Origin of the sequence: Croceimicrobium hydrocarbonivorans, assembly GCF_014524565.1 — a bacterium.
Taxonomy (GTDB): domain Bacteria; phylum Bacteroidota; class Bacteroidia; order Flavobacteriales; family Schleiferiaceae; genus Croceimicrobium; species Croceimicrobium hydrocarbonivorans.
The window spans coordinates 976,654-998,596 of sequence record NZ_CP060139.1; the positions used below are offsets into that span (position 1 = coordinate 976,654).

At 37.0% G+C, this 21,943-nt stretch carries 29 protein-coding genes; all 29 read left to right on the top strand.

Annotated elements, in window-relative coordinates:
- The first annotated feature begins 22 nt into the window (after positions 1 to 22).
- A complete protein-coding gene (locus H4K34_RS04550) occupies positions 23 to 724 on the top strand; it encodes a hypothetical protein (RefSeq protein WP_210759638.1) in 702 nt (233 codons plus the stop codon).
- Between the two features lie 181 nt (positions 725 to 905).
- Positions 906 to 1,361, top strand: coding sequence for a hypothetical protein (locus H4K34_RS04555; protein WP_210759639.1), 456 nt, complete (start codon positions 906 to 908; stop codon positions 1,359 to 1,361).
- Between the two features lie 29 nt (positions 1,362 to 1,390).
- Positions 1,391 to 2,251, top strand: a complete 861-nt coding sequence (locus H4K34_RS04560; RefSeq protein ID WP_210759640.1) for a hypothetical protein — start codon at positions 1,391 to 1,393, stop codon at positions 2,249 to 2,251.
- Between the two features lie 676 nt (positions 2,252 to 2,927).
- On the top strand, positions 2,928 to 3,383 hold the full coding sequence (locus H4K34_RS04565) for a hypothetical protein (RefSeq protein ID WP_210759641.1): 456 nt from the start codon (positions 2,928 to 2,930) through the stop codon (positions 3,381 to 3,383).
- Between the two features lie 322 nt (positions 3,384 to 3,705).
- Complete coding sequence (locus H4K34_RS04570; protein WP_210759642.1) at positions 3,706 to 4,080, top strand: hypothetical protein; 375 nt, start codon at positions 3,706 to 3,708, stop codon at positions 4,078 to 4,080.
- Between the two features lie 142 nt (positions 4,081 to 4,222).
- Complete coding sequence (locus H4K34_RS04575) at positions 4,223 to 4,945, top strand: signal peptidase II (protein WP_210759643.1); 723 nt, start codon at positions 4,223 to 4,225, stop codon at positions 4,943 to 4,945.
- 83 nt (positions 4,946 to 5,028) lie between these two features.
- Positions 5,029 to 6,105, top strand: a complete 1,077-nt coding sequence (locus H4K34_RS04580) for a YARHG domain-containing protein (RefSeq protein WP_210759644.1) — start codon at positions 5,029 to 5,031, stop codon at positions 6,103 to 6,105.
- A gap of 73 nt (positions 6,106 to 6,178) precedes the next feature.
- Entirely contained in the window at positions 6,179 to 6,637 is a 459-nt protein-coding gene (locus H4K34_RS04585; protein WP_210759645.1) for a hypothetical protein, read from the top strand.
- A 164-nt stretch (positions 6,638 to 6,801) separates the two neighbouring features.
- The gene (locus tag H4K34_RS04590) at positions 6,802 to 7,323 is read left to right on the top strand and encodes a PsbP-related protein (protein WP_210759646.1); all 522 of its coding nucleotides are present in this window, start codon (positions 6,802 to 6,804) and stop codon (positions 7,321 to 7,323) included.
- Between the two features lie 154 nt (positions 7,324 to 7,477).
- Positions 7,478 to 8,002 carry a DUF7738 domain-containing protein gene (locus H4K34_RS04595; protein WP_210759647.1) on the top strand — a complete coding sequence of 175 codons (525 nt, stop codon included), beginning with the start codon at positions 7,478 to 7,480 and terminating at the stop codon, positions 8,000 to 8,002.
- Positions 8,003 to 8,116: 114 nt separating this feature from the next.
- A complete protein-coding gene (locus H4K34_RS04600) occupies positions 8,117 to 8,788 on the top strand; it encodes a DUF1990 family protein (protein WP_246452201.1) in 672 nt (223 codons plus the stop codon).
- A 70-nt stretch (positions 8,789 to 8,858) separates the two neighbouring features.
- Positions 8,859 to 9,377 (top strand): DUF4279 domain-containing protein, encoded by a 519-nt coding sequence (locus tag H4K34_RS04605; protein ID WP_210759648.1) that lies wholly within the window; start codon positions 8,859 to 8,861, stop codon positions 9,375 to 9,377.
- A gap of 83 nt (positions 9,378 to 9,460) precedes the next feature.
- Positions 9,461 to 10,099 carry a HEAT repeat domain-containing protein gene (locus H4K34_RS04610; RefSeq protein WP_210759649.1) on the top strand — a complete coding sequence of 213 codons (639 nt, stop codon included), beginning with the start codon at positions 9,461 to 9,463 and terminating at the stop codon, positions 10,097 to 10,099.
- A gap of 95 nt (positions 10,100 to 10,194) precedes the next feature.
- Complete coding sequence (locus H4K34_RS04615) at positions 10,195 to 11,010, top strand: tetratricopeptide repeat protein (protein WP_210759650.1); 816 nt, start codon at positions 10,195 to 10,197, stop codon at positions 11,008 to 11,010.
- A gap of 145 nt (positions 11,011 to 11,155) precedes the next feature.
- A complete protein-coding gene (locus H4K34_RS04620; RefSeq protein ID WP_210759651.1) occupies positions 11,156 to 11,767 on the top strand; it encodes a hypothetical protein in 612 nt (203 codons plus the stop codon).
- Positions 11,768 to 11,782: 15 nt separating this feature from the next.
- A complete protein-coding gene (locus tag H4K34_RS04625; RefSeq protein WP_210759652.1) occupies positions 11,783 to 12,343 on the top strand; it encodes a hypothetical protein in 561 nt (186 codons plus the stop codon).
- Between the two features lie 142 nt (positions 12,344 to 12,485).
- Positions 12,486 to 13,118, top strand: a complete 633-nt coding sequence (locus tag H4K34_RS04630) for a hypothetical protein (RefSeq protein ID WP_210759653.1) — start codon at positions 12,486 to 12,488, stop codon at positions 13,116 to 13,118.
- 42 nt (positions 13,119 to 13,160) lie between these two features.
- Positions 13,161 to 13,580 carry a hypothetical protein gene (locus H4K34_RS04635; protein WP_210759654.1) on the top strand — a complete coding sequence of 140 codons (420 nt, stop codon included), beginning with the start codon at positions 13,161 to 13,163 and terminating at the stop codon, positions 13,578 to 13,580.
- A gap of 114 nt (positions 13,581 to 13,694) precedes the next feature.
- Positions 13,695 to 14,192, top strand: a complete 498-nt coding sequence (locus H4K34_RS04640) for a hypothetical protein (RefSeq protein WP_210759655.1) — start codon at positions 13,695 to 13,697, stop codon at positions 14,190 to 14,192.
- 117 nt (positions 14,193 to 14,309) lie between these two features.
- Positions 14,310 to 15,083: a YARHG domain-containing protein gene (locus H4K34_RS04645; protein WP_210759656.1), complete on the top strand. Its 774-nt coding sequence runs from the start codon at positions 14,310 to 14,312 to the stop codon at positions 15,081 to 15,083.
- Positions 15,084 to 15,237: 154 nt separating this feature from the next.
- Positions 15,238 to 16,218, top strand: a complete 981-nt coding sequence (locus H4K34_RS04650) for a hypothetical protein (protein WP_210759657.1) — start codon at positions 15,238 to 15,240, stop codon at positions 16,216 to 16,218.
- Between the two features lie 141 nt (positions 16,219 to 16,359).
- Positions 16,360 to 16,944, top strand: coding sequence for a hypothetical protein (locus H4K34_RS04655; protein WP_210759658.1), 585 nt, complete (start codon positions 16,360 to 16,362; stop codon positions 16,942 to 16,944).
- Positions 16,945 to 16,980: 36 nt separating this feature from the next.
- Positions 16,981 to 17,394 carry a hypothetical protein gene (locus H4K34_RS04660; protein WP_210759659.1) on the top strand — a complete coding sequence of 138 codons (414 nt, stop codon included), beginning with the start codon at positions 16,981 to 16,983 and terminating at the stop codon, positions 17,392 to 17,394.
- Between the two features lie 538 nt (positions 17,395 to 17,932).
- Positions 17,933 to 18,592, top strand: a complete 660-nt coding sequence (locus H4K34_RS04665) for a DMP19 family protein (RefSeq protein WP_210759660.1) — start codon at positions 17,933 to 17,935, stop codon at positions 18,590 to 18,592.
- A 74-nt stretch (positions 18,593 to 18,666) separates the two neighbouring features.
- A complete protein-coding gene (locus H4K34_RS04670; protein ID WP_210759661.1) occupies positions 18,667 to 19,179 on the top strand; it encodes a hypothetical protein in 513 nt (170 codons plus the stop codon).
- A 194-nt stretch (positions 19,180 to 19,373) separates the two neighbouring features.
- Positions 19,374 to 19,844, top strand: a complete 471-nt coding sequence (locus H4K34_RS04675) for a hypothetical protein (protein WP_210759662.1) — start codon at positions 19,374 to 19,376, stop codon at positions 19,842 to 19,844.
- Between the two features lie 42 nt (positions 19,845 to 19,886).
- Positions 19,887 to 20,612 carry a hypothetical protein gene (locus tag H4K34_RS04680; protein ID WP_210759663.1) on the top strand — a complete coding sequence of 242 codons (726 nt, stop codon included), beginning with the start codon at positions 19,887 to 19,889 and terminating at the stop codon, positions 20,610 to 20,612.
- 147 nt (positions 20,613 to 20,759) lie between these two features.
- Complete coding sequence (locus H4K34_RS04685; protein WP_210759664.1) at positions 20,760 to 21,326, top strand: hypothetical protein; 567 nt, start codon at positions 20,760 to 20,762, stop codon at positions 21,324 to 21,326.
- A 3-nt stretch (positions 21,327 to 21,329) separates the two neighbouring features.
- Positions 21,330 to 21,938, top strand: a complete 609-nt coding sequence (locus tag H4K34_RS04690) for a hypothetical protein (RefSeq protein ID WP_210759665.1) — start codon at positions 21,330 to 21,332, stop codon at positions 21,936 to 21,938.
- Positions 21,939 to 21,943 lie beyond the last annotated feature (5 nt).

Below are 21,943 nucleotides of genomic sequence, written 5' to 3' on the forward strand. Positions count from 1 at the left end.
CAACCCTAGGCACACATTTAAAATGAAACAAATCGTGTCAATCATATTAACCCTATTAGCATTGAATTCTTGCCAAAATCGAGAAGAAAAGAAAGTAGAGCGAGTGAATGAACAGTCTGAAGAAAAGGAATTGCCATATTCTGACCTTATTCTTTATGACCACTTTGACAATGAACTTTTACTTGACACAATATCGAATCATTTCGAAGCTCAATTTTCACCAACGTATATTGGAGAATTAAGAGACTCAATAAAGTTGACATACAAGCCTGCCAAAATTGAAAACCGTACACCTGATTGGGATAAATATAGAAGACCGAACCCGAAAGATTTAGGAATTTATATCGACACAACTAAAACAATTGGTTTTTCAATGAGTATTTGGGAATACTATAAAAAACCTGAATATCGTGTGGGGAAAAAATCTTACCCAGTTATTATTGAAAATAATAGCACTGACACTTTAAGTATAGGATTAGGAGATATTTTGCCGATGACAACAGAGATTTTAGATTCTCTTGGACAATGGACAGAAATTGAGAGACCTTTTATTTACGACTGTGGTACCGGACTAACAGAGTTCTTTCTTCCACCTAATCAAATTGCGATTACGGCACTAAGACAGAATTTTGGAACGTCCAAAGCTAAGTTTAGGGTAAAATATGAACTCGATGATAGTGCTGTTTATTCGAATGAAATAAATGGAAAAATACAAATTGAATAAAATAAAAAACGCCACCTAACAACGCATATAGCTTATAGCGGGTGAACGGCTACCAGCAGGGTTTTTACTCCGTAGCCAGCTTAGGTTTCGGTGGACAGGAAAGTGCTTCGAAACCGCCACAAGCCATATGCAAACCGTTAGCTTGCATTTGAAAATGACGAAAATTCTACAAATAATAATATTGACTGTATTGTTAACGAGCTGTACTGACTCGGACAAAATATTACAGGGAAATAATTTTGACGAAGGAGATTGGTTATTTGTCAACGTGAACTATGTTGACGAAACTTTGGAAATGATTGATGATGAATCGGTTCTAAAACAAAACAAAAATGGAATATGGGTGACACCGCTGGGTGATTGCGGTGGAACAACTTGTGATGGTTTTCTGAAGCTGTATAAGGACGGAAAGCTCGTTAAAGAAGATGAATATTTAACTCGAGCCGCTTTAGTTGAAACGAACGAATTAAAAAATAGCTACAGAAAAGGAATTGATTGGACAATTGACCCAATTGATGAATCGAGATTCACGTTTTTGTGGGACAGCTTGAAAACAGAAAATGTATATCCGACTGTTTACCACACTCAACCAGCGGACAAAGACATTATTTGGGCTTATAAAATTGATGAAAAATAAAAAAACCAAGCTAACACAGCATATAGCTTATGGCGGGTGAACGGCTGCCAGCAAGCTTGCCTGCCGACAAGCAGGGTTTTCGCTACGTAGCCAGCCTTGGTTTCGGTAGACCAGCCTACATTTCACTCCGGACAGGCAGGCAGAATAACTTCGAATGGAAAATCAGCGAAGCTAAACCGCAGGTAGATTTATGCAAACCGTTCGCCTACATTGAGATGAAAGAGAGAAGTAAAGTCCTAATATTATTGCTGATTGGTTTTATGGTTTCGAATGCCTATGGAACTATTCAGACATCAGAGTATTTAGTTATTGGCACTGATACTATAATGATTGAAGAATATCCATTAAATATTAAAATCAATCAGGATACAACACTATTGACAAGAGGGCAAAAGAAAAATGCAGATGGAAGTTTTTCAATGTGTATATCAAGCGGGTGCTGGAGAGGTTATATAGGTACTTGGACTCTAATTAATGATTCCCTCTTTCTTATAAACCTTGTCCCTCCTTGTGAATTAAAGAGAAATGAAGAAAACCCACTAGCCATTGAAAAATTATTTAAAAACTCGATTACTTCTATTGGTGTTTTTGCTAGCTGGGTAAATGACACATTGAACACCAGATGTATAATGTTGCCGTGTGACAAAGTAGCTTTCCATTTCATCATTTCGAATGGAGTTGTTACTAATAAATTTGAAACAATCAACAAAGACTGGTTAGAACGACATCCTGAATATCAAAAACCTTCCGAAAATGAAATTGAATCCGAAACAGAAAATATTGAACTAGATAATTCAAATCAATATGCATGGTATCTTCTTATTGCTGGCATTATACTAGTGATATTATTAATAAATAAACGTAGGCTAATAAAGGCTAAAAAATCATAGCTGCCCTGCGGGACAGCAACGCCTTTTAGCCGGAACCTTAGCTACATTATAAAACCTGACTCTTGAAAAGGAGCATATATAAAGCAATAAACATATCGAACGAAAATGTTCTATTTGCGACATTAACGACAATCCTATCCTTTATCCTTGGAATTTTTGGCTACACAATTTCAATCGCTTCTGAACACATTCCATTTTTCATATCCGCGCCAATCGTAACCTTTCCTTTAAGCTATATACTTTGGAAACGGACATTTACCTCAAACAGAAAAATCAGGGTGAGCAGTCTTTTAATGATGTCCTTCTTCTTGACGATTCTTTTACACTATTTTAATTTCGTGGCTTTAGGTCTCGGCAATCTAATATGCTATTACCTAACAGGGAATTGCACGGACTATTCTGGAGATGTTGAATCGTTTATTGAAATAATATCGTGGATTGGACTTTTAAGGACTTCGATATCACTATACTACTGTGGACTTTTAACATGGACCTTAATATTCCTAACTGGACTTTATGTAAAGAAAAAAATTACTGCTGCCAACAAAAACTATAAGCAAACGGGGCGACAGTGAAAAATGAAACGATTAAACCATTAAATAACTTTCGGCCGGCTGACAGGGAATTGCTTCTAAAGCCCGCCTGCTAACAGTCAAACCATTAGTGCCAATTTGAAATGAAGACAATTCTCACAATCATATCACTATTCTTAACGACTTTGCTTTCGGCTCAAAACGACACTCTTGAATTGATCGTAGACTTAAAAAATATAGAAACTAGAGACATACGAAATATGATTCCAGATTCTAAATTTACTACGCCTCTTAAAGACACAACTTTAACAGGAGAAATTGTTGAACTATGCAAAGGATACCATATTCATCATCTCGGATACATATTGGGAATTCTTAAGATTAAATCCTCAATTACAGATTCAATTTTTCAAATTATTCTTCCCGACAATGACCAGGTTAACCATTTAACCAAAGGACAACAGGTAACTGTAATAATTGAACCATATAATCCTGATGACAAAGAACTGAACGAGACAACAGGATTGACCTGCACAACCATAAGGGGTTCAAATTTGAGTAAATTGAAAAAAATAAAAACTGGCACTAACAACAAATAAACTCGAGTCGACTTTAATCCCGCTCCGGCTGGGACTTTCCGGTTGACAGAGACACCTTTCGTTTCTTTACAATACCACGGACGAAGCCGTCCTGCGTTTATTCAGAACCATTGGTAGCAATTAAAATGAAGACAATTCACCTTGCACTAATTCTTTTGTCGGGCTTTTGACAACATCGACCAATTGTCAAAATGATAATGAAGTAAGCACAACAATTCATTCCGACCGAATTAAAATCAACTACGACTTTGAAAACCTTAGATTGTTTTTGAACTCGACTGTAACCGAAACAAAGTCACGTATCGACTGGAAATGGGATCATATGAATTCCAGAAACGGCTACCCCGACACAACTGGCATAGAATATTTCGAGAACCGTGACCAGCCATATTTCAAGTTTGACGACCAGGTAACCTTACCTGCCCTTTCAATTATCACCGACAAGAATAAAATCATTGAGTTCTACGCAGCGACAATTTTCACACTAGCCAAGCATGACAGGGAAACGATAATTGCCGTAATGGATAGTTTAAACCCTTATGACCTTCTAAATCAGACCGAAGTACGACAAGCTATCCTGGAAACCTCAAGATATTATCGTGAAACCGAGAATTTTGAAGAAGAACTGATATTGGATTTAGCTGAAGAAGAATATGGATACTCTCGAATGAGTTACGAGATAAAAATTAAAAAATAAAAAGGTACCCCAACAAAACCTAAAGCTCATGCGGCCTTTTCGTCTTCGGCAGACGCAGACACGGTTGACGATGACGGTCTCAGTTCTTTAGGAACTTGCGGAAAGCCGCACTAGCTTTAGCCAAACCGTTGTGAGTCATAAGATGAAACTTGAAAGAAGATTTATAACACTAATGCTCGTAATAGTTGTTGTCGACTTGGCAACCAAACTATTAGCCCTTAACACTCTGCCTTTCCAGCAGAAAATCTTTTTAATTGGTGATAAAATAAGCTTCTATTTGACTTTCAATGAGGAAGCAACTGGTGGTCAAGCTGGTTATTTATTGGAACAAGAATTTAATAAAAACCAAACTTTAGTACTTAACGCAATAGCAGCATTTATTCTGATAGGTTTCGTTTTCATGATCAAGAAACAGAATATCAAAAAGCTATTCAAATGGCTTATAATCATTGGCATATACATTTTGACTAGTATAATACTTGAGCTGATCAAACCTAGCCTAAATATCGAAGTAAGTACTTGGACAGCATCTCTAGTTTCTAAAATTGCAGGAATATCCATTTACTTAACAATACTGACTTTCATCAATAATTCTCAACTGAAATTATTTTTCTGGATGGTAATTTCTGCAGGATTAGGCAACTTATTAAGTCATTTCTATTACCCATATAGGATTGTTGACTTTATTAACATCGATGGTAGTTACGAACTTCTGAGAATAGGCGTATTCAATCTGGCAGACTTGGCTTTTGACCTTGGTATAATAGGGATATTTGTAACCCTAATTGTATTGACTGTTAACAAAATAAAATCTAAACGACTCACAACAAACGCTAAAAATGAATATGCGAACAGAGCTGACTGAAAGGACATTGCTAACAGAAAACCCATCTGCAATTAGGAATGGTGGCGCATACTCATTTTAGCTGGTCGTTGCCACACATTAAAATGAAAACGACACTTCCGACTATATTGATTCTAATTTTGACTTTCTCCGCCTTTGGAAACGATGGTGTTTACCTGACTCGTGGAAGTGTAATTTATCCGACTCAAGAGACAAAAATCTCTTTGGAAAAGGAAATCCTTTCATTCTCAGTCAAAGACAGACTTGCTTACGTTGACATTCAATTCCAGTTCAATAATCCTGAGAATACGGACAGAAAACTATTAATTGGCTTTCAAGCTCCAACAGCGGCAGGTGACGTTTCGGACTCTCTAAGTAAGGCAAATCAAATAAGCAACTTCACAATTATCCAAGACGGGCAGATTCTTCCTTACAGACTGAAAGCTGCCAAATGTGAAGATTGTGAATTGAAAGACCCTAGGGATTTCAATTTCTCCCAATTTGAGCCAGGAGTTTTTGTCTTCCTTTTTGAAATTACTTTTAAGCCAGGCCTAAATCAGATAAACCACAGTTATAGCTTTCCAGCAAGCAACAACGTTTCATTTGACCAATTCTACAATTACATTTTGACAACAGGCTCAAAATGGGCAGGCGGAAAAATCAAAGACTTGACTGTTAATATTGACATGGGAAGAAACCAATATTTCTATGTAAACGACATTTTCGGTCAGACAGCAAATTGGTCAATTGTTGGAACAGGAAAACTAACAAATGAAAAGTTCGACTATATCGACAATGACTCTTGCAGAATGGTCAGAACTCTTGAAGGTCAGCTTCAAATAAGCGTAAAAGACTTCAGTCCAACTAAGAATATTGAATTTGGTATAGTAAGCAGATACTCTTTTACAAGTTACCCAGTTGACTATGATAAAATTAGAACAGGGAAAATTGTTTCTATTGGTAACATGACTTTAGAAGCTGATTACTCAAAAGATGAACTTAGACTTCTAAGAAATACGATTTATGCTCAATACGGATACGACTTCAATAGTCCTGACCTTAAGGAGTACTTTTCTCAATTTGCTTGGTATATGCCCGATCCGAATTTGAAAATGGAAGACATAAAACTGACCGAAAAAGAAAAGGCTTTTATAGACAAAATATTGACGAAAGAAAAATAAAAATCGTGTGGCAACAAAGGGTATAGTGCATGCCCTTCCGGAAACCATGCCTAGTTAAACCCTTTGACACAATATGAAAGAAATAACAGCTCTTCTAATCAGTCTTATTTTCAGCTTTACCGTTTCTGCACAAAAAAACATCAATTTGGGAGAATGTGAAATCCTGAGAATCGACTCGATTGCTCTCTGTTCCTCTCATTATTCAATAACTGTTCTGACCTCGCTTGACACTTTCCGGTCAGTAATTCCGAAATCTGTAATTGAAAGCCCTCTCAAGGAATTGACTGGAAAAACAAGAAAAATTTCCGCTGAACCTATTGATAGCTTAATCTTGGACATAGACTCAAAACTAGTTTATATAGCACTCGTCGGAACTGTCTCTAGCGATCCAGACTACGACCAGTATGATCAGATAAGCTACACCTGGAAGGTCAAAAAGAACCTTTGGAAAAAAGAAGAAATAGAATTGAATCTATCGTACTACTACCACAACAAGAAAGAAACGAATCTTCTGATCACGAAAATCGAATAAAAAATACTGTACCCAACAACAAATAAACACCAGGCAGTTTTAATTGCACTGCTAGGCTTGGCCGAGATAGACAGAGAAACATTCCTTTTCTTCACAAGGCCACAAAAGAAGACACCCTGGATTTATTAAAACACATTGCCCGCAATTTTAAAATGAAACAACAGATGCCCTTAATAATCCTATTTCTTTTTCTGGGATTACAAGCTTGTTCTCAACAAAATTCAACCGAATTAGAAATCTATCATTCAGAAAAATATGGCTTCACCATTGACAAGCCAAAAAGCTGGGCTATATCGATACCACCAGATTCCTTAAAACTTGACGCGGTAGGCTTTCAACAAGTTGCAGAAAATAATGACACTTCTATTTTAGCTCATATCGACATTGTAATCGAAGAGACTAAACATGATCAACTTAAAGACTTTGTTAAACAGACTATTAATAATGCAAAAGACTATTTTGAAAACTTTGAACTTATAAGTCAAAATGAATTCAAAAACGGCTCCTTAAAAGGTGAAAATTTTGTATTCACTTCATCATTTGGTGACATGCATTTTAAATCATCTGTATTTGCCTATTACATAAATGGTAAAATCTACATAATTACAGCAGAATCGGACTCACAAGATTTCCAAGAACTTGAAATGCTTTTTGAAACGATAGGTAAATCATTTGAAATAAAATAAAAAGACTGCTGGCAACAAAATCTAAGAAATAGCTTAGATCACAGCTTCCGCTTAGTTCACACTCTTTCGATAACTTCGAACTCGGCCGATACTTAGGTACTTGTAAATTACCATACCTTATACAAACCCTTAGCAACAATTAAATTTATTAGAAATGAAAACCGTAAAAACTAGACTTTTAGGATTAATTGCTTTGATCGCATTAACATCAAATTTTGTGATGGCACAGTCTGACACTAAGATTCGTTATACTGCATCTGCGGAGCTTTTTATAAATGACACGCCTCTTGATGGTCAGACCAAGCTTAAGGAATTGATAGCGAACCTAGGAGAACCAAGTAAAAAAGTGGACTACCCAAACGGTGAGACAAGCTACTTTTATGAAGAAATTGGAATTGTGTTTTTCACTAAAGATGGTATAGTAAAAGGACTTGGCATAAATTTCAATTGGGATGGAGACGAAAAATTTCCAGAGAAAACATTCACAGGCACCTTAAACCTTGGCGATTCAGAAATTGAAAAAGAAACTAAGAGTGAATCAATAGCTGCAATAAAATCAATTGAGTTCATTTGCCCTATTCCGATAATGTGTGCATCTAAGGACAGAGAAGCGAAAATAAATTGTGCAGTTGCTTTTAAAGACGAAAAATTGACTCAAGTAGCATTTATCATAAACTAGAAAATAACCGTAGCTCACAAGGTATAAAGCAATTAGGGCAAGCAGTGGTTTAGGGAAGTTCAGTGCTATTTACCAATTGCGCCAAATCGTTGATTTGGCTCAGTTTAAAATTGAATGTTTATCGCTTTCTACAGCCCAATTTGCCATATACTAAACCTTGGGCAGCATAAGAGAAATGGACTTAAACTGCCACAAGCCATACCCAAACCCTTGGCGTTAATTAAAATGAAAATATTTCTGACAGACCAAAAAAAGAACTTTGAAAAACATCTCAAGAGCTTTAGAAAAAAGTCTGTCATGGGCTACGATAAAAATCGGTTGACAGAAAAGGTTTCGACAATTGACATCACAACGGACAAGGTTGACTTTAAGGTTCTATTTGACTACAAAATCTTTCCTGACAATATCATGACCCATTTGACAGAATGGAAATTGAATAACCGAGAAATGAAAGCAGGAGACATAATAGTTCAACAAGTTTTCATTCCACCGACAAAGACTTTCTCGCAAAAAGTCGTTTTTGGAGTTAGAATAAATGAAATCATTGAGGAACCGACAAAAAAAGGTTTTAGCTACGAGACATTAGATGGTCACGTTGAAAAAGGAATTTCGACTTTCACATTAGAACAGACAGATGAAAAGACCATTTTCAAAATCCTGACTTATTCAGCCCCAGGAAATATTTTGACCCGAGCTTTAGGACCGATTTTTTCGAGACCCTATCAGAAGTACTCGACCCAACAAGCCTTGAAAAATGTAAAACAACAAATAAAAAAAAGCATATAACAAAACCTAAACTGCATTAAAACGCCGTTTAGCCAGAGCGTTATGGCTAAGAGAATAAAATAGAATCTATATGAGTTCAACTAGATGGTTTGACGAAAATGGGGACGAAATAATAAGAGAGCCTGTTAATCTTGACGAGACTGAACACATTGCAGAAATCGGTGGAACCTTTGAAGCATTTAGCGTTGGGGTGAACTTTTATTCTGAGGACTTGGACAGGCACGAGATTACTAGATTAATTGGCGTAGAACCAACAAAATCTTGGAATCCTAATGAAAGACACCCTATTGGTAACTCAAATAAGACAAGAATTACAGATTGGGGTAAATGGTATTTAACTTCAAAAAGAGATAATACTGAATTGAATCAGAAATTAGAGGACTTGTTAAACTCACTGACCTCTGATTTAGAAACATGGAAAAAATTAACTTCTAAATACCATGCTTGGATTGACGTTGCAGGTTACATGGAGAATTGGAATAGAGGCTTTAGTCTTAAACCCGAGCTAATGCGAATGCTAAGTGACAGAAACCTTGAAGTCGTATTTGACATTTATTACGATGGAGAAGAAGAAAATGATGCTGATTAAAAAACTCCATACCTACAACAAAACCTATTCGCAATGCCCTAAGGGACACTACGCATAGCCAAGACCTTGGCTACCATTTAAAAATGAACGAGTACGAAAATTTAAACAGAGAACTTAGTGAGGCTGGTGTTCCGGATCATGTTTTCATGGAACAGAAAGGAAAGCCTATTGATACTCTGGTTAATACAAAAACATCGTCTCATCCTTATGAAGATATTTTGATTGAATACCTATATAAATTGTCAGGTAGCAACTTAGAAATGGTAGTGCGTGCCTTGACAGAAAAGAAAAACAAGAAAGCTGCGCCTTACTTATTGAAAATCATCCAACGTAGAAATGGACTTTCAAAACATAATCTATGGGCTGTAGGAAATGCTTTATACACGATTGACAATAAGAACACCTACTCAGAAATTATGAACCTCTGTCGTGACAAGTCACTTGGAATTGGCAGAGCAAAGCTTTTTGGAGTTCTCTCGAGAATCAGAACAGAGGAGGCATTCGATATTCTGGTTAAAAATCTGTCCGATCAAGAAGTGAGAGGAGATGTTATTGAAGCGCTCGGTAGGTTTGGGGATCCTAAGGCAATTCCCCTTTTAGAAAATTTGACCCCAGACAAAGAGAAGTATGAGTTCAAAGCTAGGAACACTGCATTGAAAAGATTGAAAGAAAAAAAACTGGGTTCAACCTTGGGTATAAAAAATAGGTCGGACTGTGCTTAATGCAAGTTTGCAGCAAAGAGCAAGCATTATCTCAGTGGGCAAATACGTGGCTCCGAAATGCCCTATTCATACCCGAGCCTTTGGCGGTAATTAATATGAAACACTCGATAACCCTACTAATAATCCTTTTCGCTTTTGCAGCACAAGGACAAAAGAAGGCGGAAAAGCTTTTCCAGAAAGCCATTTCCAACTATGAGAGCGGAAATTATTATGATGCTGCGACGGACTTTCAGGAAATTGCAGAGAACCATAAAAGGTTTAAATACCATGACCAGTGCTTTTATAACACAGCATATTCATATCATCAAGCTGACAGTCTCACTTTAGCAATTACCTGGTATGAGAAAATAAGAGCTTCAAATTTGAAAGATGACAATAGAGTTGGTGGAAGGGGAATTTTGGAACCTTATGCTAATTACAAGCACTACTCTACTTTCAATATTGCCACAATTGAGTACAATCGAGAAAATTATGAGAAGGCACTTGAGTACTATCGACAATCCTTAGAAAAGTACCCTTACTATAATGAATCAGGAACTGACTTAAGAACAAACAAAAATCAACTGACCATTTACGTAAGCGATTGCTTAGAGAAGCTTGAAAAATATGAAGAAGCACTTCTTACGATTGTTCCTGAAGCACTGGACTCCAAGAGAAGCTCAAACTATGAATCAGTTGTAAAGCGCTCCATCGAAATAATTACTGACCATTTTGACAAAGAAAAAATACAGCAAGAACTTAGTACTGCTCTTGAAACATTAGAGAAAAACGAAAAGGAAGGTTCCTATTCTATCACAATACGGAATAAAAAGATAAAGCTCTTTCCATATTGGTTAGATGATGACTCAATTGACGGACTGAAAAAAGAAATTATTGACTCAGAATTTTGGAAAAAGTTGATTGAAGAATAATGACTAATGCCACAATGGAAAATCAAATAAGCGATAAAGTAGTAAATTCAAGACTTCTTGAGCGCTTTAAAATTGTTTCGCTTTGATAAAATGAAGTCATCAATCGCCTACTTTGCATGTACTCACCGTTGACCACAATTAAAAAATGCTAGAACTACCACCTACAGTTCGGATCCCAAGAGAAGATGAAACTCCGCCTGATAAGTCTGTTCGTGAACGCCTTAAAAAATACACTACCGCGAACATTGTTGAGGGATATTCACTCTCTAAAAATCTTAAAACAAGTGATTCGCCTCTTTTCGATTTCTATGCAGAAATTAACGTCAACAACTCTCGTCTTTGGAATTTGGTTTCGAATCTTGCTTCCTTGTTTCCCGAAAACCTTTCCTTAATCTTTGGTTATGACAGTGACCATCTTTTTTATGGGAACTACAGGGAAAAACATTCAATATTGACTGAAATAGAGCCGTTTAAAAGAGAACTGGTCCAAGATGGGTTCATGGAATGGGGACTTATTTATCATGACGAGAATAGACTAGTCGAGATTTTCGTTAAAGGACCAAAGTACCTTCAATGTTGGGGTGACAACCTACAAGCATTCCTTGAAATTATTGAGACTTTCGGTTTAAATGAAATACCCAACCTTGAGTTTATTGATGAATATCCGAAAGTAATTGAATCACTATGGCATATGGATAATTCGGTTTATCAAACTTCAGAATTGATTGAGAAACTAAAAGAAAAAAACTGTGGCTAACAACGACTATAAATCATGTCGCTCCGCGCCACGCCTCATAGCCAAACCCTTGTTGCCAATTTAAAAGACACCATGAAACCACTATTCATTTTGATGATCTTCTTTAGCCTAAACTCATTTGGTCAGGATCAAGAACTATTGCAACAAATGATACAAGGCTGCCTTTCAGATTCAACCTTCAAATACACCGTGCTTAATGAGCCTGATCATAAATGTATCGACAAGCCTACTTATTCGATCCCATATGGAGCAGCCAACTATACAGCTGACTTAGAACTTGATTTAACTTTTAATGGAGCATCTCTGCATGAACATTATTATAGCGATTCAACAAAGTGTTTTCCATTTCAGATTTCTTTTCTTCAAAAATCAAAGTCACGCTACGAAATATCGGTGAGCTATATTATTTCAATACCACTATCATGTGAACACCTGGAAGGCCATGGAAAAAATCATGGTTGCTTCAGTAGAAAGGTAATTTCTATACGCCGAAAAATCAAAATCAAAAGGAATGGAGACTGGAAAATAAGGGATACTCAATACTATAACCGAATTATGTCCGGTACCTTTCTTTGAAACAACCGAAAAATAAATTCGGTTTTAATCCTGCTTCGCTATTGGCTTTAGGATGGACTGACAGACCTTTCGTTTTTTTACCAAATCGCGGAAGAAGCCGCCCTGCTCTTATTCAAACCTTTGTGGCACAAAAAACCAAGACATGAACAAACTTTTGACATTAGTTTCAATTCTGACAACATTGACCTTCATTTCGTGCGGACAACCGGACCCAAACAAACAGATTGATGAAGGCACTGTAAAAGATAATACCTATACAAGTGAAGAAATTGGTTGGACAATAAAAATACCAGACGGTTGGACGGTAATCAATCAAGAACAAACTCAAGCCAATAATGAGAGAGGATTAAATGCCCTGGAAGAAACTCTAGAGAATGAAATAGATTTAAGCGGACTGAAAAACCTAATTGGGTTTCAAAAAAATCAATTCAACATATTTCAGTCTTCTTCCGAGCCATTTGAACTTGAATATGATGGTGAGTGGGAAGAAAATAATGCCGCTCTAAAAGAGGTTATTTATACAACATATTTGAATCAAGGTATGAGAGCAGACTCATCCGCTACTACTACTGAAGAAATCGATGGTTTAGAATTCCAAAGGTTTAGTTTTACCATTTACAGCCCAAAGGGTGAAGTAATAATGAAACAAACTATGTACAGCAGACTAATTAATGGCTTTGACTTTGGTGTAAACTTGAACTACAACAATGACGAAGACAAAGAAATAATGCTAGAAGCATGGAAAAACTCAACTTTTAAAAAACAGCACGGCTAAACCGCCACAATCCCCATGCAAACCGCAGTAGTACATTAAGAAATGACAAACAGATATTTAAGCTACTATCAAATTATCGGAATCATTGTATCGATGACCATAATTTCAATTTGGGCTTTTAAAGTAGGGGGCATGATGCCATTCTACATTCTGTTTGCAGGACTTCTTTTTTCACCATTTATCATTGTTTCGACCCTTTCTCTTTTGGACCTTGAAGCATATAAAAAAACAATAAAAGGAGGAATTTGGACCGGAACGGTTCTTTTGCTAGCCCTCTCCTATTCCCTACCATTTTTCTTTGAATGGGGCGGAGTAATACTAGCCTTAATTTGCACTGGAATAGGCTTTTACATTTGGACTAAAAGAACTGAAATTGAGTGGCAAATCTCAATTTTCAATGTAATCGGAACTTCCATCGTGACGGTAATTTTGATTTCAATAATTGCCGCAGGGCTAAGCTAAAAAAAAGCGGGCTACCACATTGGCTATAGCAAATGCCGGCTGACTGACTAGAAATGATGATATTACAACTAACAACATTCAGCCCAGCGGACAAAGGTTCGGTTTCAAAATCCCGTGCTTACCATAGCCAGGGCCCTTGCCGCACATAAAATGAACCTGTGGAAAATCATATCAATTAGCTTCTTCACTGCAGCTGTTTTCAGTTGTTCTGAAAACATTGGAAAGGAAAAAGTGAACCATACTGAAGAATTGAAACCGGATAGTTGTAATCAAGTTAGTAAAGACGCTAACTTATTGCCAGTCAAAAACAAATGGCAACTGTTAAAGATAAACAGAGCTTGGGAGCAAGCACCTGAAGTCCCTCCTCAAAGAGAGCTTTGGGATTTCTCCAATGGAGACTCATTAATTGTTCTAGCTGACGGACAAACTTTATTCAAGTTTAAAACTAATTGGAAATATGACTATTCAGCTTTTAGCGGTGATTCAACATGGATAATGACTAGAATAAAGGACGCACATAGTCCAAGGGTTGACTTTGAAATAAACCTATATAAGGACACTCTAGAGCTGTTTGAACAGTGCGAGAGTTTCATTCTTGTAAAGAAAGAATAAATTACAGTCAAAATATAAAGCAATGACTTAGGGCAAACTTGAAAGTTAATCACTTTATACTGCCCTACGCGCCAAATACAAAACCTTAGCAACCACAGCCTCCGCAATTAAAACCTTATGAAAGTAATACTGATTTTTACGATTCTAATTTCCTGGGGAATCGTGCAAGGCCAAAGCAATGATTTTGACAAGCTAATTTCAAAATACGGTAAAGAAGGAACTGAGATAGACAGTGTTCAATTAAGAAAATATTTTGACGTTGACCTGCATCCTGATATCGCACCGTCCGGATATGCTGATAAAATCATCCTTCGCAAACCAAACATGATTGGTTTGACCTGTAAAGTTATATGCACAGCAGGAGGCGGATGTGAATCCAGCAAACTACGGATTTTTGATTATGAGGGTAATGTTTTAGGAAAGCTTAAGGATTTCGAGCATTTTTTCGCAGACTGTAGTGATCAAAATGAAAAATATTGCGAATACATTTCTGATTCGATTTTAATAGTCGTCGATAAGGTCAAGGCACAAAAAGACTGCGATACTGACTCCTTAGTAAAATTGGAAATATCCATAGAAACCTACAGAATTAAAAATAACGGCGAGGTAATTAAATTGGATAGAAAGCAAATTGACACAAGACGTGAGTATTTTTTTACTTCCATTAAATTACTTTCGGACTCAGACCTTAAGGATAAATCTAAAATTGATTTAGCCACCATGAGAAATGAGATTTATGCAGCTCATGGCTACATTTTTAAAACCGACAAATGGCGAAATTATTTTAAAACACAAAGTTGGTACGCACCCAGGTTTGACAATGTCAATAACGACTTGACTTTGATAGAGAAAGAAAATATTAAATTGATTCAGAAACACGAGAAGCATTAAGGTTCGCATTTCAATGTAGCCCAGCCAAATCCTTGATTTCGCTCAGTTCAAAATGAAACTTTTGAAACTTAGCATTGCAATAGAATTTTTTTCATGGATACGGCATTGATGTTTACGCTGAACTAAAAACGGGGACCAAGTAAAGCGAAAGCCTATGAAAAGCCGACCTATTCAGACCCTTATTTACTCCAAAATGAAAAAGGCTCTATCCCTAGTTACTGCATTACTTTTACTGACTTCTTGTGCTACAATTTTCAACGAATCGCATACGAACATCACTTTTTACAGCACCGAAGCGATTCAGATTGTGTGCAAGCAGGATACCCTCAACACGATTGACAATAAGGCTATTTTGCAGGTTGAAAGAAAAAATGAGCCCTTGCAGCTTACTGTCTCCACAGATAGCTTAAGCAAAACCATAGAAATTGAAGCCAAGCACTCCTATAGATATTGGAGCAACCTAATCGCTAATGGAGGCATTGGAATGCTCGTCGACAAAAACACGCCCAAGCGCTATACTTATGCGCATAGAATCTATATAAACGTCACCGATACATTGATCAGCTACAGCAACTACATTCAAGGTAAATCTAAAGGGGAAATAGACCTAACACTTTCCCTGCCTCATCTTAACTCATTCCTTCTTAAGCCTGAAAATGAAGGAGCTAAAACAAATACCGGTTTTTGGGGCTTAAACTTGGGCCTCGACTATTACCATTCCCAAAGGCAATTTTTCACTATCGGAATATCCTGGGTATCAGACTTTTTTGTCCCCTTACCTGCGGCAGTGGACCTAAGTGGTGAACTTGAACTGATGAGCTCAAGTTATGCTAGCTTTTCGAACAACCATAAACTTGGCCGTTTTTCACTAGGCTATGGCTTCGCCTACACAAAAAACATATGGGATTTCAAATATTTTGATCGATTTGACCCGCCGCCGCCAACCAGAGAAGCAGTTAAGAAAAGCAGCATTGCACTAGGATTCATTTTCCCTGCCTATTTTCAGCTCGGTAAACACTTTAATCTCGGACTAATTTATCGACCCACTTTCTTTCGCCCTGAAATGACCGACAAATTCCAATATGAACATCTGATTAGTATAGATTTTGCCTGGAAAATAAGATTGAAGCAATAATTAGAATTGAGAACCTATTTAAAGCTTATTCCGGTTAAAAGGCCATTAGGCTTCAGTGGAAAGAAAAAAGCTTTGAATTGAAAATAAGCCTAACTAGAACGCCAGAAGCCCTGTGCAAACCCTTAGCCGCCATTTGAAAAAATGAAATTTCTGATTCCAATTATAGTTCTGATCTCGACATTTAGCTGCAAATCAGAACTCGACAATCATGAAGTACAACTTCGTGAAACTGACTCTTTAAAAACCAGGGAGCTAATCAACCAGATTTTAGAAAGGGAACAGAAATTCCCTAGGTTTCCAAGTTGCATTTCAGAAAAGCCTAGAGCAATTGAACTCCGTAGGTATAAGCAATTTGACCAAATCTTAAACACCTATCTGGACATTAGAGATTCCATTCACCTCAAAATTCAAAAAGAAAAATTTAAGGACTTCAAAATAAGTCCAGAATTAGCTGGTAAGCTTCAAATAATTACCGAGTACGACTTTGAAAAATTTGAGAATCAGAGTAAAACTAAGGGAACGGATTTTTTTGAAATCCTCGACTCTCTATGCGTGAACGGATATTTCTCGATAAGTAAACCCATATTTAACGAAACCTTCGATTTAGCTGTTGTCCAGACTGGTGTCATCTGTGGAGGATTTTGTGGTGGTGGTGAGATGACGATATATGAATGGATTAATGGGAAATGGCTTGAGAAAGAAATAGTTTCAGTCTGGGTAAGTTGAAAAAGCCTAAATAAAAACGGTGGCTAGCAAATATTAATGAAGTCAAAACTCAGAACATATTATTTCCTACAAGCGGGCCTGCTAATTCTAATTGCTTTTGCGGTATTTGAAACCTTAAGGTCTCTGCCCTATTTAAAAACCTGGACAGAATTGGGAAAATCAGGAATTGAATTAACGATTAGTACTGCACTTGTATTTGGGATCTTGAGCATGGTAATCAATTCAACAAATTTTGTTCTGCTAAAAAATAATAAGACTAAAATAGCTTTTGATTTGCCTTCCATCATTTGGCTGATAATTGGTATTAGCTATCTAATTGCTATACAAAATAGTGGTGCAGAATCACTTATAGAGTATCTTCCAATTGTCCTTTGTATCGAACCAATAATGTACAACCAAAGAATAAAACATTTGCTTTCAAATGCTAAACTGCACTGGCACGCAGTTTAACCAGAAAATAAGCACCTATTTAGAAATGAAACTTGACGACCTTACAGAAATCAAAATAAACGCAAATGGTGAGACCAAACCATATGTCGACTCTGGCACAGAAATTCTTCTAGTCCAAGATGGAACCGTGTCAGTAGGGAAATTGAATTACAATCCTAACGAATTCTACTCGACTGAAATTGAACACCCGACAAATAAGGAAGAACTGAATCCCCTAGCGACAGACATAGTAAAGTCTAAAAAACCTGAACTACTGAGTTCCGATATATCTCATGTTCTGACTTGTCCGATTGACATCAAAGTCAAAATGAAATGGGAAAAATAGAAACCGCTACCAACAAGCCTACCTGCGGACAAGCAGGGATTTCGCTTCAAAGCCAGCTTTGGTTGCGGTGGACCTGCTTTGTGGTTTTCAAGGCTTAGGTTCTTCGTAAAAACCCCATCATTAAGCAAGATGAACCCCGTGGAAAAAAACGAAATTCTACTACCTCAATTCAGCCACGGAAACCAGTACTAAACCTTAGCTGTATTGGATTAAATGAAACGAACAAACCTAATCGGAATGATAATTATGGGCCTTTTTAGCTTTTTGGGGTGTAAATCGGACAAAAAAACTGATTCGAAATCTGCAATAGACCAAGAAATGCAGGATTCAATCGACAAATCGTTTGAAGAGTTCAACAGCAGAAGAATCTATACGACTTTAACCTCTGAAATTATTGATACCACGGAAGATTATAAATTGCTACAAACCATTTTTGATAACATAGAAACCATTTTTGAAGAAGGTGAACAATACACCAAAGACAAAATCTCAAAACTGACGAAAGGGCAACAAGCAATCTTTTCAATATGGATGCTACAAGCGGAAGTCAATAACGGGGGATTTAATCAATTCTATTATAACTCTAGTGGACAGTTTTCAGAAATGGCAAAAGACGGGCTGGAGTATATTGGTGCTGAAAAATTGGCTGAATTAGTCGAAAAAGCAAATAAGACTTATTCAGATATTAAGGCTGAACTTGATTCAAAGGATGATGGAACAATTGAAAGCTTTAGTGAATCTTATGAAGACAACCCTCTGAACGATTTTGACCACAAATTTTATGAATTGGAAAAAGCTGAAAATTTGGACAGTTTACAAATCGTGTTCATTCGGGAAAACAAAGAAGAATTCATAAAGCAAAAATGCAGCTAACAACAACTCTACGCAATACCCTGCAGGATACTGCGTATAGCCAAACCCTTGGGACTCCTTATTAAAAAGCGAAAATGAATTCGATAAAAGGCATACTGGACAAAAGTGACTATGAAATCTATGATGACTACTTGAATTTTCAAGTGGACGCTTATTGGCTTGACGAAAACCTTGAAGAACTCTATCCAGGTAATATGTACAAGGGAACAGTCCCGACCCTTTTGTTTTGGATGGAAATTGAAAAGGAGCGTGAAGTCGTTTGGAACAGAATATTACCTGACAAGGGACAAAAAGTAATCTGCCCCATTTTAATGTGTCCTGACGATTCTGATTTTTCTTGCATGCTGATTGACGCTGAAATTGAAAACACTGGTACGACAGTTAGATGGAATAAAATTGGGCTTGATCGAACTGAAGAGTTTGAACCGCAGAAAATAGGTTCCACAGTTGAATGGTTTGATAAAATGGAACCCCTTGAATTTGAGTTAGCCGAATACGAACAAATGCTTGGCGAATTCAAGAAACACTTTGAGATTGACAAACTGAAATGGGAAGTAAGGAATAGAGAATTTCAAGAAGGTAAATGAAAAATAAATACGGTGCCCAACACAGCATATAGCTTTAAGCAGGTGAAAGGCTCCCAGCATTCCTAGCTACCAACAAGCAAGGTTATCGCTCCCTAGCTATTTTGTTTCCGGGAAACCGGATTGCTTCGAATTGAAAATCAGCGTAGCTAAACAGCAACAAGCCCTATGCAAAGCCTTGGACCTAATAAAGACTCGTGGACTGGAAAAGACTTGAAAATACAATACATCAATTCGCGACTGAGATTGACGCTAAAGTTGAAAAAAGAGTAATTAGCTCCATTGGATATAAAGCAGAATGCTATGAATTTAAGGACTCCGCAGACCTTTATTATCGTTTTCAAATAACAAAACCCAGGATAGAGCTTGGCAGTAGTTTTTCCATTAGATCCGAACGTCCGGAAAAAGACATTGACATAAAGGCTAGAAAATGGCTTTTCTTAGGGCCAAGGATAAAAGCGAGCCCTAATCCAAGTAGGATTCTTTCTGATCTACTTAGAAGCTTGACAGATAAGTTGGATCAATTTACGATTCAGACCGACCCCTTCGATTTGACTTTTAGAACCAAGCTTATTGACTTAGACATTGATACCCTTCGGCTAATAAGACAAATACATCTTGAATTAAAAAATAACTATGCAGATCAAATTACACCCACATACCATTAGCAACAAGCACCTTACATAAAGCCCAACTTATAATTAGAGAAGATGAAAACAGCAGTACTTAGTATTTTGATAATTGGACTCGGCGCAATTTTAAATTCCTCCAAGCCCATAAGTACATCCGCCAATGCCAAGGATGTATCGAAAGTATCTTCGGAAGTAAGAGCAAAGGATTTCGTAGAAACTATAGAATCATTGGGTTATTTCAAATACGCCGATCCAGAGAATATTGAAAGGCTGAAGAAAAGTCATTTAGAAAGTTTTGACCCTGAAGGTGCCTGGGGAGGAATTTGGGATGATGAAACTAATTTGCCTCTTGATTATAGATATTACTTCTGTGATGGAGAGTACGTTTTTGAACAAGGTGGTTTTACAGGCATCTTGGAAGAAATGGATTTGACCTTCAAGAAAATAGGATTCAAACTAAGTATTGAAAACCACTACGAGGAATGGGACAGTGATAATCAATGGCTCAATCATAGAATTACCCTAAACGGCACTGAATATGTGATTTTCAAAAACTTTACTAGAGGCTATGGATGGGGAGAGGCCGTTCAAAGATTAGCTGAGATAGTAAACTCTGAATTGGCGAAACAAAAAAAAGACGAAAGAATTTATTTGATTAATGGTGGTAATGATGGGGCCCTGATTTTCCTGAATGATGGTCTTTATAAATACTTCTACGAAACCTTTACTGATCCCCAATGGAAACCACTTGCAGTGAGCGAATGGGCAAAGCTTATGGGAGTACAAGAAATGGAGTTAGACTAAAATACAGCTAACACTGAATATCAAATCATATCCACATCTCTACAGGCAAGACTTCCTATACTATGCCTGCTAATCAATATTGAAAAACACTTATGGGAACTTGGGGCACAGGAATTTCTTCAAATGATCTTTACGAAGACATTAATTATGAATTCTTTAATTGTACAAAACCCGTACGCAATGCTTTCTTGGTACATTAAGCATTGCCAAATTGTTAAGGCCCATCTTAAAATGAAGAAACCACGAGGACTTAAAAAGTATTACCAAAGACTTGAAACCGAGAACGACCTCAAAAAGTTAACTTGGTTTGATCTAGAAGATCCAAACGCGTGGTTTGACTACTGGCATTTACACTTTGACTGGAATGGGCTTGGGAACAATAGTTTCAAGAAACGAAAACCTCATCTCGACAAACTATTCCGGCACTTTCAACTTCTGGAAGAAGAAACTAAAAAGCTTAAAAAGGACTTTCAACTTTTTGCCGTTCTACAGGATTACAAAAGTGAGTACGATGCCCTGTACTTTCACACAAGAAACCCAAACAAAGACAACTTTCCAATTAAATACAACAGCCTAAAACAGGAAAGCACCTTTACAAACCAAGATCTTGACGCCTATCTAAAAAAGCTTACTGATTACGAGAAATTTTACGGTAGTGCTGAGGAGAACTATTGTGTACTTTTTAAAAAAGGCCTTGGTATAGAACCGAATTAAAAAATGAAGAACCTGATTTCCCTACTGACTGTTCTGACCATTTTAGGATGTGCTAATACAGAGGTAGAAGAAAGGCCCCTTAGCTCCGACAGAATGGAGCTTGTTCCTGAACCTGATCAAGATCTGAGAGGAAAATATGAAGAGTCAATCGGAAAAGATTCAGAGCTTATTCCTTCCACGACTTGTACAGTGAAAATTGAAGATTTCTTGAAACTCAAAGACGAAGACCTTCATGCTGATTTCTTTTCCCAACTAGATTCAATGCGAAATGTGCCTTATCCTAATAAGGTTCAAGAAACTTCAATATCGGTCGACTTAACACCCGAATATTTAAGTGAGTTTCTAGCCGACATCAGCTTAGATTCACTAAGCGCAAACAAGCAGTTCGAACAAGAGTATCATTTTAATATAGCCCCTAAGGATTACACGGACCCCGAGATTTGTAAAGACAAAATTGCTGTGAGTTTTGACGCTGAGAAATGCGCATTTAGACTGAATGTTTACAACACCTTTCTTGTAGAACCCAATTGGTGTACAGAATCTATGGTTGTTTACGGTTTCAAAATCGAAAATGACAAAATCATTGACTTTTGGCGACAAGAAGCCGGCTAATAAAT